We start from the raw sequence: 14,410 nt of genomic DNA on the forward strand, positions 1-14,410 counted from the left end.
CGTTTGCCCGTTCTTGCCAACCCTCTCTCACTTCCTGCAAGAAATCAGGGAACGCTCTCTCAGCTGATGCGGCATTTTGGCTGGCAGGTTCAAGGGGTCGTTGCAACACCTGAGTGATTGGGGTGTTGTTGTGGGTTTTGGTCGGCCTGAGCTGTTGCAGTCGGTGGTGCGGGTTTTCTGGGAGGCGCGGTCTTCTGGGGCATCTGATGAGGTGGCGGCGGCGGTGGCCGGTATGTCCCTGTCTGCGGCCAGGTTGATCGTCCGTCAGCATGGTGGGGTGGATCCTGCGAAGAAGCCCCCGTGCGGGCGGTTCCTGTCCTTCGATGAGCGCGAGTTGATCGCTGTGTGGCGGGCGGCCGGGTGCGGCGTGCGGGAGATCGGTCGGCGTTTGGGCCGGAACCCGTCCACTGTCAGCAGGGAGCTGGGCAGGAACATCCGGAACGGGGGCAACCGTCCGTACCTGGCGTCCTCGGCGCAGAACCGTGCGCAGAAGCTGGCGCGCAGGCCTAAGGCACGGAAGCTGGTTTTCAACGAGGCCCTGGCGCTTTACGTCGCCGGAATGCTGACGGCGCGGGAACGGTTGTCCCCGGAGCAGATCAGCGCCCGGCTGCGGATTGATTTCCCCGATGATGAAAGCATGCGCATCAGCCCGGAGACTATCTATCAGTGCATCTACATCCAGGGCCGCGGCGGGCTGAGAGCCGAGCTCGCTGCTGCTCTGCGCACCGGCCGGGCCGTGCGGCAGCCAAACCGGCGCGCGGGCATGCGAAGGCCCCGGGTCCCGCAAGAGTTGCTGATCAGTGAACGCCCCGCGGAAGCCGATGACCGGGCAGTGCCCGGGCACTGGGAATCTCAATGTTTCTGTCAAGCCGCCTGAGCGGTGATGCGTGGCATTGGTTCCTGGTAGATGGTGTGGTCACGGAGCATCGCCCAGAGGACGTTGATGCGACGTCTGGCGAGGGCGATGAGGGCCTGTTTATGCGACTTTCCTTCTCCGCGCTTCCGGTCGTAATAGGTTCTTGAGGCCGCGCTGTTCTTCAAGCTGGAGAGGGCGGCGAGGTAACAGGTCCGCAGGAGCCTGCGGTTAAAGCGACGTGGTCGGTGCAGGTTCCCGCTGATTCGTCCGGAATCGCGCGGGACGGGAGCCAGCCCCGCGACGCTGGCGAGCCGGTCGACTGAGTCAAACGCGTCCAGGTTGCCGCCGATGTTCGCGAGAAAAGTAGCTGCGAGTACGGGGCCGAAGCCCGGCATGGTGAGCAAAACATCGGCGCTGTCGTGCTTCCCGAACAGGTCCGTGATCTGGGCATCGATGCCGGCGATCTCCGCATCGAGAGTGCTGATTTGCCCGGCCAGCCGGACGACCAGGGCAGAGCCTGTGGTCTGAGTTGGCAGTACGGTGTGCTGGGAGTTTGCGGCTATCAGTGCCTTCTCTGCCATCTTGGCACTATTGCGGCAGCCGCGTTTCCTCAGCCAACCGGTGAGCCGAGCTAGTCCGATCCGCCGGATGCCCTCGGGTGTCTGGTAGCCGCCCAGGAGGACCAGGGGCGCCTGTTTGGAGTAGTCGAACGCACGCTCGAGAGCCGGGAAATATTCCAGCAAGGTGGCGCGGAGCCTGTTGATCGCCCGGACACGGTCGCAGATCAGATCCGTACGGCGGGCGGTGAGGAGCCGCAGGTCAACGCTGATCTGGTCCGTGCGGCGGACTGGTTGGAGGTCCGTGCGCATCCGTGCCTGGTCAGCGATGATCCTGGCATCTTTCGCGTCGGTCTTGCCATCTCCGCGGTAGGTCTCCGCAGCGTGATGCACGATCCGTCCAGGTATATAGAGCAGTTGCTGGGCGTGCGCGGCCAACAACTCGATCAACAGGGCCGCTCCGCCGGAATTCAGATCCGTGGCCCAGCAGACTTCGCCCCCGGCCGCGATCTCCGCGATCGTGGCTATGAGTTCGAGCACTGCGTTTTCGTCGTTCTCGACCCGTTTCGAGAGCAGCACGGTCCCCGTCTGATCGATCACGACGCAATGATGTGCTCTTTTGCCTGAGTCGATTCCTACCCAGAATGCCGGCATGTTCAGTCTCCTTCGATCAGCTCCAATTTCGGTTGGCCCTGTCGATAACTACGCCGGCACGTCCTTACCCAACGATCAATGTCGTAATTCTCAATCAGCGGTCGAGTCATCGGCGGGCAGCGGGCGGCCATTCCCAGTGAGCCATCCAAGCGGCAGGGCGACCTAGGCCATACCCGCCACCCGAGGGTGATCGAAACACTACGACAGCTCCGAAATCACCCACAACAAAATCGTAAGGAGGGCGATCTGATCATCGGTACCCCTGGCGCCGGGGCGATCGGAACCCTCGTGGAACGCAGTAGCCGTTTCGTGATGCTCCTGCACCTGCCTAACGGACATACCGGCGAGCAGGTGCTGGCCGCCATCGAGGCAACCCTTCCGACCCTGCCGGCCCAGCTGCGCCGGTCCCTGACCTGGGACCAAGGCGCTGAGATGGTCGGCATTCACGAACGCGTCAGGATCGCCACCGGCGCCGAGGTCTACTTCTGCGATCCTCACTCACCCTGGCAACGCGGCACGAACGAGAACACCAACGGACTCCTGCGACAGTACTTCCCCAAAGGCATGGACCTCACCACCGTCACCCGCGCAGACCTCGACTACGCTGCCGCAGGACTCAACGGACGCCTACGCAAAACCCTCGGCTGGAAAACACCCGCACAAGCCCTCCAGCAAATACTGGAAGAATCAGCAGCATAGGACGTGTTGCAACGACCACTTGAATCCGCCGCTAACCCTCTATCACCTTTGGGCTTGCCCGAAACGGTGCCGCACTCTCTGCCGCGGCAGCACAAATGGGCGCCGTTAGGAGTGATAGAGCGTTGCTGGAAAAGCCGTAGGAAGTGATAGAGCGTTGCCGGAAAAGGCGTGGGGAGTGATAGAGCGTTGCCGGAAAAGCCGTAGGAAGTGATAGAGCGTTGCCTTAGCCACCGAGAGTCTGGGCCGCCGGCGCTGCATCCGCGAGTGCTGCCCCTGCCAGTGCGAGGTGGCTGCGCGTCATCTCCGTGGGGTCATCCTGCAGCCACTCGTGGCCTCCCCACTCACTGGTGAGCGTGCCGCTGAAGCCGTTCCGGCGCAGGAGTCCGCCCAGGTCCCGCAGCGGCCGTGAAACCCGCCCGCCGTCGTCGTCCAGATCCCAGAACTTGAGGTGGAAGGCGCCCACCAGGGGCAGGATGTCCTGCAGGTCCGAAGCATCGCTGCGGCCAAAGCGGATGAGCAGGTTCATGTAGAGGGTGTGGATCCGCGGCGGCACGTTGCCTGAGCGGAGCAGGGCCGTGACGGCTTCATGGGTGGCGGGATCGCGCCAGTCATTCTCAAGGCGGGCCATGAGTTCCGTGGCTATGCCGCCCCGCCGCAGTTCTTCGAGGTAGGTGACCGGAAGGGCAGGCATCAGCATGCTGATGTCCACGAGGACCCGTACGCGGTCATCTGCAAGCCCGGCGATGACTTCCAGGGCAGGTTCGACGGCGGGACTTCGGGGAGCCTGCTGCCCCTGGATTTCCTCGTACAGCACCAGGTCCAGTTCGTGCAGCAGCGGCTGCACCAGTGTGAGCAGTTCGCTCCCCGCCTGGCCGATCGGCAGCCTGACACCGCTCGCGCCAACCCGATGGGCGGCCTGCAGTTGCGGAACCAGGAAGTCCAGGCGCTCCTGCAGGGACCGTGGACGGGCTGGTGGGGTGAAGTCGTCCAGGCTGGCGCCAACAACGCTGATGCGGCCGCCTTTGGCCGCCAGGGACTCCCGCAGTCCGTCTACTTCACCACCTTCCGGTGAGGGAAAGGACCGCCACACCAGGCCGGGTTCCAGCTCAATTGTCTTCACAGTGGTGTCCGCAATGTCCGCAACTATCTCCTGGGCTGTCCTGCGGGCAGCAATGATTTCCGGAGCCCAGTTGAAGGTGCTGGCACAAAAGGTCCAGCTGCCGGGAACTTCAGAAGTCATGGGGCATCTTCCCCTTTATGCTAGTTAGTGACAAACTTATGTCTGTTTCAGAATAAAGGATGGAAGCCATGTTGGAAACCGCCTTGCGCGAAGATGCGCTGACCGCTGTTCCGGGGGGATTTGAGCTGCGGCTCGGCCTGCCATGGATCCGCTCCATGCCCCTGTCCAGCATTGCCGGGCTGTCCGTGGCGGTGGACGGCGTCGGTGTCGAGCCGGGGGAGTTGTCGGTGATGTTGGGGCGGCGGCGCGTCCAGCCCGCGGCCCTGCAGGCGGAGCCCGGCTGGTGGTTCGTGCAGGACAGGCTCGTCCTGGAGGGCCAGCGCAAACTCTCGAGGGGGCCGCATGACGTCGCCGTCGACCTCCTGCTGATGGTGCCGTACCTGCAGGCCCGCCCCGGCTCTCCACTGGTCCTGCCGTTCCATTTGGAGGCCCGGCTTGGGCTTGACCGGGTACCGGTTCCAAGCGTGTCGCGCGATGTTGCCTGAAATTACCGCTGCGGAGCTGCGGACCTAGGCGGGGACGGACATGCGTTCCGGCGATGGCCGCCCGCCGGCGAACCAGCGCGGGAAGGTGACATCAAACAGCTGCTCGCGGGCCAGTTCGGCTCCGCCGCGCAGCGGCTCCCGCTCATCATTCACCGAGAGGGTGATGGTGAGGTCCCGCGTGGCAAGGGGCAGTGACAGTTCGTAGACGCGCTGCCGCACTTCCGCGAGGAAAACTTCACCGGCCGAGCCCATGGCCCCGCCGATGACAATCACGCTGGGGTTGAACATGTTCACCAGCGCAGATATCGTCTCGCCAGCTACCCGGGCCGATTTCTGGACGAGGGAGATCGCCAGTGCGTCCCCGGCCTGGGCTGCGAGGGTGATCTCCTCCAGTGACAGCCCGCCCTTCCTGGCCGCCGCAGCAAGTGTGGTGTTGGCGCCGTCCTTGATGGCCTCTTCTGCGTCCCGCACCAGGGCCCAGCCGCCGGCCACCGCCTCCAGGCAGCCGATCTTGCCGCAGCGGCATTGGGCATCCGAATCCGAAACCCGGACATGGCCGATATCACCTGCCGCGCCATTGGCGCCACGATGGATCCTGCCCTTCGACAGCAGGCCGGCTCCGATGCCCGAGCCGATTTTGCAGTAGATGAGGTCCACCAGGGAGTCGCGCCGGCGGGCGCGTTCGCCAAGGGCCAGCAGGTTGGAATCGTTGTCCACCCACACGGGGGCATTAAAGCGCTCCTCAAACGGAGTCCGGACATCGAAACCGTTCCAGCCGGGCATGATGGGAGGCGCTACGGGTTGTCCCGTGTTGAAGTCGACCGGGCCGGGGAGTCCTACCACCACACTCCAGACGGGTACGTCGGGATGCTTCTTGAGCACACTGTCGACGAGGGCCATGACGGCGTCGATGGTCTTCTCCGGTCCCTGCGCTATGTCCCAGGTGCGGTGCGCGTGGTCCACGATGTCGCCGTCGAGCGCGGCGATGCCTACGCGGATGTGGGCCGCTCCAAGGGCACAGATGATGATCCGCCCCTGCTCGGCGCGGAATCGCAGTGTGCGGGGCGCGCGGCCGCCGGAGGAGGCGCCGAATTCTCCCTCGCCGAGGAATCCGATGGAGATGGCCTGGTCAACGCGCTGGCTGACGACACCCCTGCCCAGTCCGGTGACCTTGCCGATTTCGGGGCGGGTGGTGGCTTCACCCGTCCGCACCAGGTTGACGATCCGCAGCAGGCTGGTCACTTCGTCCGTCTGTGCCCCAAAGCGGAGGGTGGAGTCTGTCGTCATGGCAACAATTCTCACATATTGAGGCGCACTAAGGTGCAGGTTTGCCGGGACTATCGCTAAAACCTTCCGGACTTATGAATAATAAAGACATAAGAAGGAGGGCAACGATGCCTTGGAACGTTGGGATTCTTGGGGCAGGGCCGGGTGTCGCCGCCCTTCACCTGCCGGTGTTGGGGCGGCTTGCAGGCACGTTCAGCGTGGTGCACATTGCGGATGCCGGCAGCGGCAGGGCCCGGGAGCTGGCCGAACGGGTCGGCGCCCGCTGGTCAGAAGGAGAAGCGGAGGTGCTGGCGGATCCCAGTGTGGACGCTGTGCTGATCTGCAGCCCGCCGGCTGACCACGCGCGCCAGATCCTTGCCGCGCTGGCGGCGGATAAGCGCGCCATTTTCTGTGAAAAGCCGCTGGCCACCAGCCGGCTGGAAGCGGAGGATGTCATCCTGGCCTGCCGGGCAGCAGGAGCAGTGCTTCTGGTGGGCACGAACCATCTGTTTGACGCTGCATGGGGGCGGGCCAGGCACCACCTTGTGGCACTCGAAGGAAAGGTGCAGAGCATCTCCGTGACGCTCGCGCTTCCGCCGAATGACAGGTACCACCGGCTGGTCGCCGAAGGCGGTCCCTTCCAGGCGGGCAGGCGGGGGCGACCCGACCTTGGTGACCCTGCCGTGGCGGCCGGTGTCCTCAGGCAGTTGCTGACTGGTCTTGCGGTCCATGATCTTCCGGCAGTGAGGGACATCGCGCCAGGCATCGATGAGATTGTTTATGCCCGCCTCACTCCGCCCGTCGGGTATCTGGTGGGGTATCGGGCCGGTGGAGTCCTGGTCCAGTTGGCGCTCACCATGCTTCCGGCGGGTCCCGATGCCCTGTGGAGGATGGGCATCTGCACGACCCACGACCGTATCGAAGTGAACTTCCCCCCTGCCTTTGTCCATGCCGGAAGCGCTGCCACCCGGGTGCGAAGCGTGGACGGGCAATGGACGGAGTACCGGCGCGATGAGGAAGACGGCTATGTGACCGAATGGCGCCTGTTTGCCTCGCTCCTTGAAGGGGATGCCCCGGTGGAGTACGACGAACTGCTGGCTGACTCGCACTATGCGATCGACCTTGCAGACGCTGCAGCAGCCAAAATGCTTGAAGGGGCGTGGCAGTGAACCGGGCCCGCGTCTTCACGAAACTGCCTGAATATGCCGCTGCAGCGGCGGAACTTCCCGTCAGCGCCGCCCTTGCCGGTGACAGGCGGGGTGCCGTGGTTGTTGTCCCGGGATCGGGGGACTGGTGGAACGTCATGCTTGCTGCCCGGGCCGGGGGAGCTGCGGCTGTGGTGCTTGCCCAACCTTCGGTGCTTCGGCGGGAGGATGTTGGGGCTTTCCCCTGGCCCGGCGATATTCCGGTGGTTGTGGAGCGTCCCCGCCTGCGTCCCGATGTTGTTGCTGATGCGCTCCGGGCGCGTCGTGGCCTCCCTCCCCGCCTGGTGACTGTCGAATGTGCGGCCCCCGCCGGGGCCCTGGACAGCGTCATCCTCGATGGCCTCGGCTGGGCACGGTTCCTGGCTGGGGGATCCTTGACCTTCCGGGCCGGTCTTGCCGCTGCCCACGGCAGGATGGCGCTCCTGGACTCGGTGGCACCAGCCGGCTCCGGCGGCGGATCGGTTTCCGCCACGCTGGCAGGCACACCCATTGGCGGGCGCCATTCGGGAGGCCTGCTCCAGGTGCTGGCCCTCGGCGAGGTGCGGTCCGAAATTACGGTGGACCAGCCTGCGGGGCTGACCCGGGTGGAGACCTGCACTGAGGAAGGCGTGCTGAGGGCTCCCGAACGGTACGAATCGTCAGCCCGGCTGGCTCTTCGGCGGGCTCTCGAGGCCTGCTCGTCAAGTGCGCCGGTGCCGGACCTGGATGAGCTGGCCGAAGATCATGCCCTTGCCCGGGCGCTGCTTGAGGCGTAGGCCGGTGGGCCTCAGTCGAACGTCCATTCCTGACAGGCTTATGTTGTTTTCTGACTAAAGTGGGCTATGATGGTAGCGGCGCCGGGGTTCCCCGCGGACCCGTTCTCCGTCGTGATGGTGCGCCGGAGGCACACCACGTCGCGTCGACGGCCCGATCGTTCGGGCAGATCACTATGCCACTTTCGCCTGTAAGACTCCGCCTCCTCGTTGCCTCCCTGTTGGCTGTCTCCTTCCTGGGGGCGCTGGACCATACAGTGGTGTCCACGTCCCTGGCCACCATCGCCGGGGAGCTCGGTGCCCTCAAACTCATGAGCTGGGTTGTGGTGGGCTACACGCTGGCCAGCACCGTGCTGCTGCCCGTGCTGGGGAAACTCGGAGATGTCCTCGGTGCCCGCCGCATCTTCCTGGCATCGCTGGTGATGTTCCTGGCCGCTTCCCTGGCCTGCGGCTTTGCCACCGATATGGCCTGGCTCATCGCCGCCCGCATCCTGCAGGGCATGAGCTCCGCCGGCCTGCAGCTGATGTCCCAAACCATCATTGCCCGCGTGACCACCCAACGTGAACGGCCGCGCTACATGGCCATCATCGGCGCCGCGTTTCCCATCGCCATCCTGTTTGGCCCCGTCCTGGGTGGTGCCATCACCGATTACTGGGGCTGGCAGTGGGTCTTCTGGATCAACATTCCTGTGGGTGCAGCCGCACTGGGCCTCGCGCTCATCGCTGTTCCCCACCTGGAACCGGGTTCCATGCCCCGCCGCTTCGATGTTGCCGGGTCGGTTGTTTTCACCGCAGCCCTGGTGGCCCTGGTACTGGCCGCCACGTGGGCGGCCGAACGAAGCTCCGGGCCAGCCACCGCCGTGGCGCTGGCAGCCAGCATTCTTGGCTTCATCGCGTTCTTCCTGATCGAGCGGCATGCAGCAGAGCCCATCGTGCCGCTGCATTTCTTCGCCAACCGCACGATAGCTGCCGGCACGGCGCTCTCGGCGATCATCGGCGTCGGGCTCTTCTCCATCACTGCCTACCTGCCCACGTACTTCCAGATGGCGTACCAGACCACCGCCACCGTGTCAGGGCTCGTGCCCATCGCCACGGTGTTCGGCATGCTGATCAGCAACCTGCTCACCGGCTGGCTGGCCAGCCGCACCGGACGGTACCGCATCTTTCCGATCCTGGGGACCATGCTGGGAGCCGCGGGGTTGTTCGTGATGGCAGGCCTGCCCGCAGGCCTTCCGCTGTGGGTTCCCATGATTGTCATGGGCCTTGTGGGCATGGGCACGGGCGCGTTCATGAGTCTGATCGTTGCCGTGGTCCAGGGCGCTGCCCCGGCACACCAGACCGGCACCATCACCGCCACCATCAACCTCGTGCGGCAGGTGGGGTCGACGGTGGCGACGGCGGTCATCGGCGGGGTGATCGGCTCCGGGGTGGCGGCACTCCTGCCGGCAGGGCTGGACGCCTCCACGCTGACCCCGCAGCTGGTCCATGCGGCGGCGCCGGATGTGCAGGCCACCGTTGCCCAGATCTACGGCACCGTCTTTACCCCTATCTTCATCGCCCTGGCGGCCGCTTATGCCCTGGGAATCGTGGCGGCGGTCCTGCTTCCCCACGGCCGTCTTTCCGACGAGCCAATTCCCGCTCCCCATACCCCTTCCGAAAAACTCTCGGCCTGATTTCAAAGGAGACATCATGTCCAATCCCACTATCGCCATTGTCGGCAGCGGACCCATCGGTTCCACCTATGCCCGCGTGCTCCTGGAACAGGTCCCCAGCGCGCGGGTGGTCATGTTCGAGGCCGGACCGCAGCTGACGGACGTTCCCGGCGAGAGCGTGCGCAACATCGCCGACCCCGCCGAGAAGGCACGTGCCAGGGAAATGTCCCAGGGGCCCCAGGCGGGGGAGTTCCGGGAATCCCTCGGCATTCCTGCTGCCACAGTCACCGAGGGCATGTTCACGGCACGGCAGGGCACCCACCTGCTGGATTTCGGCGGAACGGGCTCCGCCCACGCTTCCTCCTTCCCGGCAGCGGCTGCGGCCACCAACGTGGGAGGCCAGGGTGCGCACTGGACCTGCGCGACGCCGTCGCCCGCCTTCAGCGAGAAGATCCCCTTCATCGCGGATGACGAATGGGACAGACTGATAGAGGAGGCCAAGCAGCTCCTGCACGTCCACAGCGCCGCGTTCGCCGACTCGAAAGTCGGCGAGGCCATCCGGTCCCTCCTGGACGAGGAATTCGGTGCGGAACTGCCGGCAGGCTACGGCGTGGGCACCCTTCCGGTGGCCGGGGACCCGCAGCCCGACGGGTCCGTGCGCTGGGCGGGGGCCGACGTCGTCCTCGGCCCGCTGATCGACAAGGACAGCCCGTTGGCGACACGGTTCGAACTCCGCGACCTGACTCTGGTCCGCCGCGTGGAACTGGACGGAAAGCGGGTGACCGGCGTGACGGTCCAGGACCTCCGGACGGGGGAGGAGTCCTTCGTGGCAGCAGACCTTGTGGTGGTGGCCGCGGATGCGTTCCGTTCGCCGCAGCTGCTGTGGGCCTCCGGGGTCCGGCCGGCGGCCCTTGGCCACTACCTGACCGAACACCCTGTGGTGATCTCCACGGTGGCGCTCGACGCCGAAAAGATGCAGCGCTACGCCACGGAGGAGGACCTGAAAGCCGAACTGGCCCGGCGGGCGCAGAACCCCGCAGACCCGGTAGCGGCCGTGAACCGCATCCCGTTCTCGGAGCCCGAGCACCCGTTCTCGGTGCAGGTGATGTACACCGAGAACACGCCGTTCCCCATGGAACCGGGTACGCCGTACTCGGAGAACCGCTGGGGCTACGTGAACATGGGCTACGGCATGCGCAAGCACCCCCGTTTCGAGGACGCCGTCACGTTCGATGACAACGAGTCCGACTACCGCGGCTTCCCGAACATGACCATCGACTACGCGCTCACCGAACGCGAAGAAGCCGAGATCGCCGAGGCCACCGAGAGGCTGCGGCGTGCCGGCAAGGCGCTGGGCGTCTTTGTTGCCGAACCAAGGCTGATGCCCAACGGCTCGAGCCTGCACTACCAGGGCACCATGCGCATGGGCGAGACCGACGACGGTACCTCCGTGGCCGATCCGTGGTCCCGGGTGTGGGGCTACCAGAACCTGGTGGTGGGCGGCAATGCGCTCATCCCGACAGCAACGGCCATGAACCCGACGCTGATGAGTGTGGCCATCGCTGTCCGCGGTGCCCGGAAGGTTGCCGGGGAGCTGGGTCCAAGGAGCGAATGAGGCGACCTTTTGCGGGCGGGGGCGCGGCGGGACGGGGCACGGATAACCTGTGGGTATGAAGAACCTGGACCTGAACCTGCTGCCCCACCTGCAGGTCATCCTGGAGTTGCGGAACATCACCAGGGCGGCGGAGCGGCTCCAACTGAGCCAGCCGGCCACCAGCGCGGCCATGTCCAGGCTCCGGCGCCATTTCGACGACGAACTCCTGGTCCGCAACGGCCGCACCTATGAGCTCACGCCCTTTGCGCAGTCGCTGGTCCCGCTGGTTGATGAAGCGATGCTCCACATCCAGCGTGCCACGCGCGTCAGGTCAGGGTTTGATCCCGCAACCAGCGAGCGGGAGTTCGTTATTGCGGCGTCGGACTATGCGGCTGCGCTGATCGTGGGGCCGTTGCGTGGGATCCTCCGCGAAGAGGCGCCCGGGGTGTCGGTGGATTTCGTCCCCACCGCAAAGACCGGGATCCAGGGCCAGATGGCCGATTACTCCAAGATCGACCTGCTGGTGGGGCCCACCGGCTACCAGATGCAGGGAGCCAGCAAACAGGTGTTCCGCGACAGCTTCGTTGCCATCGCCGATGCCGGGAACCCCTTGCTGCAGCAGCCCCGCCTGACCCTGGCGGACCTGGCATCCGTGCCGCACGCCGTCGGCTACTTCGGCGAGGGCATCAGCACCCCGGCGGACAAGCTGTTTGAGTCCAGGGGCATGCAGCGCCGTGTGGCGGCGGTGGTGGCAGGGTTCCTGTCGCTGCCGCTCCTGGTCGAAGGGACGGACCTGGTGGCGCTGGTCCCGCGCATGTTGGCGGCCCGGGCCCAGCGCGGCGCGGACATCGTTGTGCTGGAGTTCTCCGAAGGCGCGGAAGCGTCCCTGGTGGAGGCGATGTACTGGCACCCGTCCCAGGCGGAGGATCCTGCCAGCGTCTGGCTCCGGTCCGTGGTCCAGCGGTCCTGTGCCCGGCTGCATGAACTTTTCCCGGCCACATCCCACCCCGTGACTATTGGCACCTGACTGCCCGCGCGCCGGACACCACCCCGGACGTAGAATCGAGCTCCAAGCGAGCCGTGCAGGCGACTCGGTCATCGAGGAGGACTGTTATGAGCAACGTAGCCACCAGCCCTGAGGCGACCGCCGCGGCGCAGACCCTGTTCCGGGTCGCGCTGGGAGGTGTGCTCTTCGCTCACGGAACCCAAAAGCTGTTCGGCTGGTTCGGCGGGGGAGGCGTTGAGGGTACCAGTAAGGGCATGCACGCCATGGGGTTCCGCCCCGCAAAACCGAGCGCGGTCCTCGCCGGCGTGGGTGAAGCAGGAGCCGGGTTGGCCCTTGCCCTAGGGCTGGCCACCCCCGCCGCCGGCGCTGCGGCTGCAACCACCATGGGCGTGGCAGCCAGCGTTCACGCCCCGAACGGCTTCTTCGCCGCCGAGGGCGGCCTGGAGTACCCCGCGGTGCTGGGCATGGCAGCAGCGGCGTTCACCATTGGCGGCTCCGGACCCTTCGCCCTGGATGAGCTCACCGGTCATGTCCTGGACCGGCCCTGGATGCGCATTACGGCCCTGGCAGTGATTCCCACAGCCATCGCAATCCAGGTGCGCCGCCGGCGCCAGGCCCTGGCCGCCGACGCTGCAGCGCCGGCCGCAGCCACCACCGCAGAAGACACCTGAGCCGTCCCCGTGACTATCCGCGGGACTATCCACGCTGTGCATACCACGTAGACCTAAAGCGCCGTTCCGCTCCCGCACCATCCCTGCGAAAGTCGAGGAAACCCGCTTTCGAAAGGATGTCCCATGCCCGCTTCCAGCCAGCGCCTGGCCGGCAAGACCGCCGTCATCACCGGAACGGCCAGCGGCCAGGGCAGGGCAGCGGCGCTCGCCTTCGCGGCGGCAGGGGCTTTTGTGGTGGGCTGCGACATGGACGACGACGGCGCCGCGGCCACCGTCGCGGCGGTCACCGAAACCGGTGGCCGGATGAGCAGCAGCCGGGTTGATCTCACGGATGAGTCAGCGGTGGCGGGATGGGCCTCTGATGTCGCCACGCAGCACGGCCAGGTCCACATCCTTTACGCCAATGCGGCAGTGACCCGTTTCGCCCCGGTGGAGCAGCTCACCTATGCCGACTGGAAGTGGAACGTTGAACACGAAATGGACGTGGTGTTCCTGCCGGTCAAGTATTTCTGGCCACAACTGATCCAGGCGCGGAACGCCGCCATTGTGCTGGTGGGCTCCACTGCAGGGGTTACCGGGTCCATGACCAACGGCCGGCTGGCGCACACCGCCACGAAGGGTGCCGTGGTGGCGATGACAAAGCAGCTTGCGGCCGAGGGAGCACCTCACGGTTTGCGGGTTAACGCGGTCAGCCCCGGCATGATCCGGACCGCAGCCACGGAAGGAAATCTCCTCGCTTCCGACCACCCGATGCGGAGCATTGCCGGGAGCATTCCCCTGGGCCGGATCGGCTCGCCGGAAGAAGTCGCCCAATGCGCGCTGTTCCTGGCCTCCGACGAAGCGTCCTACGTCACCGGCGCCAACCTGATGGTCGACGGCGGGTGGTCGGCGGTGCTGCCGGGCTGACCTTCGCCGTCCTCCCCCAACTAGGTAGCGCTAAGTGTCGTTTTGAGGGTTCAAAACGACACTTAGCGCTACTCAGTTGGGGTGGAGGGGTCAGCGGAGGGCGTCGGAGATGGACTTGGCGCCGCCGTGGGAGGACTGGCCGCCGTCCACCGGGATCTCCGCGCCCGTCACGAAGGAGGACAGCGGGCTGAGCAGGAAGAGCACGACGCCGGCCACCTCCTCCACGTTTCCGGTGCGTCCCAGCGGGGTCTCGGCGAGGGTGGCGTGGCGGAACCCAGGTTTGGCGCCCGCGGTCATGGGTGTCTCGATGAAACCCGGGTGGACCGTGTTCACCCTGATCCCGCGAGGACCAAGTTCCATCGCCGCCACCTGGGAGATCCCCCGCAGTGCCCACTTGCTGGCCGTGTAGGCAACCGGATAGTGCGCGGTCAGGCCGGCGACGGAGCCGACATTAACGATCGAAGCCCCGCTGTCCATCAGCGGCGCCAAGGCCTGGATTCCCAACAGGCTGCCGGCCACGTTCACGTCGTAGACCTTCTGAAGGTCCGCAGGCGAGGCGTCCAGGAGACGGCTGCGCTGCGTGACTCCGGCATTGTTGACCAGCCCGTCCACCTGCCAGCCCTCGGACCGGATCCATGCAGCGAGGCTGGACCAGCCTGCTGCGTCAGTGACATCAAGCTGCCGGTACAACAAGGATCCTCCGGGACTTGTGGACACATCTGCCAGCCCGGCAGGCATGTTCGCCGCAAGGTCCGTGGCGATGACCCGCGCCCCGGCCTCCGCCAGCAGCCGTGATTCCGCGGCACCCTGGCCTCCGCCGGCGCCGGTAACCACCACGGTCCTGCCCTCAAGCTGAAGGGAAACCAC

The 14,410-nt window shown here is 65.9% G+C and carries 12 protein-coding genes and 2 pseudogenes; 10 read left to right on the plus strand and 4 right to left on the minus strand.

Features of this window, described 5'->3' with window-relative positions:
- Positions 1-109: 109 nt before the first annotated feature.
- Positions 110-850, plus strand: a pseudogene (locus ASPHE3_RS00870) (IS30 family transposase); the annotation flags it as partial.
- A 14-nt stretch (positions 851-864) separates the two neighbouring features.
- Here the strand turns inward: ASPHE3_RS00870 and ASPHE3_RS00875 are convergent.
- Positions 865-2,067, minus strand: a complete 1,203-nt coding sequence (locus ASPHE3_RS00875) for an IS110 family RNA-guided transposase (RefSeq protein ID WP_013599339.1) — start codon at positions 2,065-2,067, stop codon at positions 865-867.
- Positions 2,068-2,304: 237 nt separating this feature from the next.
- Here ASPHE3_RS00875 and ASPHE3_RS21940 point away from each other — a divergent pair.
- A pseudogene (locus ASPHE3_RS21940) lies at positions 2,305-2,766 on the plus strand (IS30 family transposase); the annotation flags it as partial.
- Positions 2,767-2,989: 223 nt separating this feature from the next.
- On the opposite strand, the gene ASPHE3_RS00885 reads toward ASPHE3_RS21940, so the two are convergent.
- Positions 2,990-4,006, minus strand: coding sequence for an apurinic/apyrimidinic endonuclease family protein (locus ASPHE3_RS00885; RefSeq protein WP_013599340.1), 1,017 nt, complete (start codon positions 4,004-4,006; stop codon positions 2,990-2,992).
- A gap of 68 nt (positions 4,007-4,074) precedes the next feature.
- On the opposite strand from ASPHE3_RS00885, the gene ASPHE3_RS00890 reads away from it, so the two are divergent.
- On the plus strand, positions 4,075-4,491 hold the full coding sequence (locus tag ASPHE3_RS00890) for a C-glycoside deglycosidase beta subunit domain-containing protein (RefSeq protein ID WP_013599341.1): 417 nt from the start codon (positions 4,075-4,077) through the stop codon (positions 4,489-4,491).
- Positions 4,492-4,515: 24 nt separating this feature from the next.
- Here ASPHE3_RS00890 and ASPHE3_RS00895 read toward each other — a convergent pair whose 3' ends face one another.
- On the minus strand, positions 4,516-5,778 hold the full coding sequence (locus ASPHE3_RS00895) for an ROK family protein (protein WP_013599342.1): 1,263 nt from the start codon (positions 5,776-5,778) through the stop codon (positions 4,516-4,518).
- A gap of 107 nt (positions 5,779-5,885) precedes the next feature.
- On the opposite strand from ASPHE3_RS00895, the gene ASPHE3_RS00900 reads away from it, so the two are divergent.
- The 7 genes from ASPHE3_RS00900 (at position 5,886) to ASPHE3_RS00930 (ending at position 13,543) form a co-directional block, all read left to right on the plus strand.
- Positions 5,886-6,926: a Gfo/Idh/MocA family protein gene (locus ASPHE3_RS00900; RefSeq protein ID WP_013599343.1), complete on the plus strand. Its 1,041-nt coding sequence runs from the start codon at positions 5,886-5,888 to the stop codon at positions 6,924-6,926.
- Positions 6,917-7,717 (plus strand): hypothetical protein, encoded by an 801-nt coding sequence (locus ASPHE3_RS00905; protein ID WP_254362956.1) that lies wholly within the window; start codon positions 6,917-6,919, stop codon positions 7,715-7,717. The genes ASPHE3_RS00900 and ASPHE3_RS00905 overlap by 10 nt, the downstream gene beginning before the upstream one ends.
- A 173-nt stretch (positions 7,718-7,890) precedes the next feature.
- Positions 7,891-9,387 (plus strand): MFS transporter, encoded by a 1,497-nt coding sequence (locus tag ASPHE3_RS00910; protein ID WP_013599345.1) that lies wholly within the window; start codon positions 7,891-7,893, stop codon positions 9,385-9,387.
- Between the two features lie 16 nt (positions 9,388-9,403).
- Positions 9,404-10,981 (plus strand): GMC oxidoreductase, encoded by a 1,578-nt coding sequence (locus ASPHE3_RS00915; protein ID WP_013599346.1) that lies wholly within the window; start codon positions 9,404-9,406, stop codon positions 10,979-10,981.
- Positions 10,982-11,036: 55 nt separating this feature from the next.
- On the plus strand, positions 11,037-11,987 hold the full coding sequence (locus tag ASPHE3_RS00920; RefSeq protein ID WP_013599347.1) for a LysR family transcriptional regulator: 951 nt from the start codon (positions 11,037-11,039) through the stop codon (positions 11,985-11,987).
- Positions 11,988-12,073: 86 nt separating this feature from the next.
- On the plus strand, positions 12,074-12,637 hold the full coding sequence (locus ASPHE3_RS00925) for a DoxX family protein (protein WP_013599348.1): 564 nt from the start codon (positions 12,074-12,076) through the stop codon (positions 12,635-12,637).
- A 123-nt stretch (positions 12,638-12,760) separates the two neighbouring features.
- The gene (locus tag ASPHE3_RS00930) at positions 12,761-13,543 is read left to right on the plus strand and encodes an SDR family NAD(P)-dependent oxidoreductase (RefSeq protein WP_013599349.1); all 783 of its coding nucleotides are present in this window, start codon (positions 12,761-12,763) and stop codon (positions 13,541-13,543) included.
- 90 nt (positions 13,544-13,633) lie between these two features.
- On the opposite strand, the gene ASPHE3_RS00935 is transcribed toward ASPHE3_RS00930, so the two are convergent.
- Positions 13,634-14,410, minus strand: a complete 777-nt coding sequence (locus tag ASPHE3_RS00935) for an SDR family NAD(P)-dependent oxidoreductase (RefSeq protein ID WP_013599350.1) — start codon at positions 14,408-14,410, stop codon at positions 13,634-13,636.

Origin of the sequence: Pseudarthrobacter phenanthrenivorans Sphe3, assembly GCF_000189535.1 — a bacterium.
In the GTDB taxonomy this organism is placed as follows: domain Bacteria; phylum Actinomycetota; class Actinomycetes; order Actinomycetales; family Micrococcaceae; genus Arthrobacter; species Arthrobacter phenanthrenivorans.

Coding starts and splice junctions, on each gene's coding strand:
- ASPHE3_RS00875 (WP_013599339.1), bottom strand. CDS start 2,067: ATGCCGGCATTCTGGGTAGGAATCGACTCAGGCAAAAGAGCACATCAT.
- ASPHE3_RS00885 (WP_013599340.1), bottom strand. CDS start 4,006: ATGACTTCTGAAGTTCCCGGCAGCTGGACCTTTTGTGCCAGCACCTTC.
- ASPHE3_RS00890 (WP_013599341.1), top strand. CDS start 4,075: ATGTTGGAAACCGCCTTGCGCGAAGATGCGCTGACCGCTGTTCCGGGG.
- ASPHE3_RS00895 (WP_013599342.1), bottom strand. CDS start 5,778: ATGACGACAGACTCCACCCTCCGCTTTGGGGCACAGACGGACGAAGTG.
- ASPHE3_RS00900 (WP_013599343.1), top strand. CDS start 5,886: ATGCCTTGGAACGTTGGGATTCTTGGGGCAGGGCCGGGTGTCGCCGCC.
- ASPHE3_RS00910 (WP_013599345.1), top strand. CDS start 7,891: ATGCCACTTTCGCCTGTAAGACTCCGCCTCCTCGTTGCCTCCCTGTTG.
- ASPHE3_RS00915 (WP_013599346.1), top strand. CDS start 9,404: ATGTCCAATCCCACTATCGCCATTGTCGGCAGCGGACCCATCGGTTCC.
- ASPHE3_RS00920 (WP_013599347.1), top strand. CDS start 11,037: ATGAAGAACCTGGACCTGAACCTGCTGCCCCACCTGCAGGTCATCCTG.
- ASPHE3_RS00925 (WP_013599348.1), top strand. CDS start 12,074: ATGAGCAACGTAGCCACCAGCCCTGAGGCGACCGCCGCGGCGCAGACC.
- ASPHE3_RS00930 (WP_013599349.1), top strand. CDS start 12,761: ATGCCCGCTTCCAGCCAGCGCCTGGCCGGCAAGACCGCCGTCATCACC.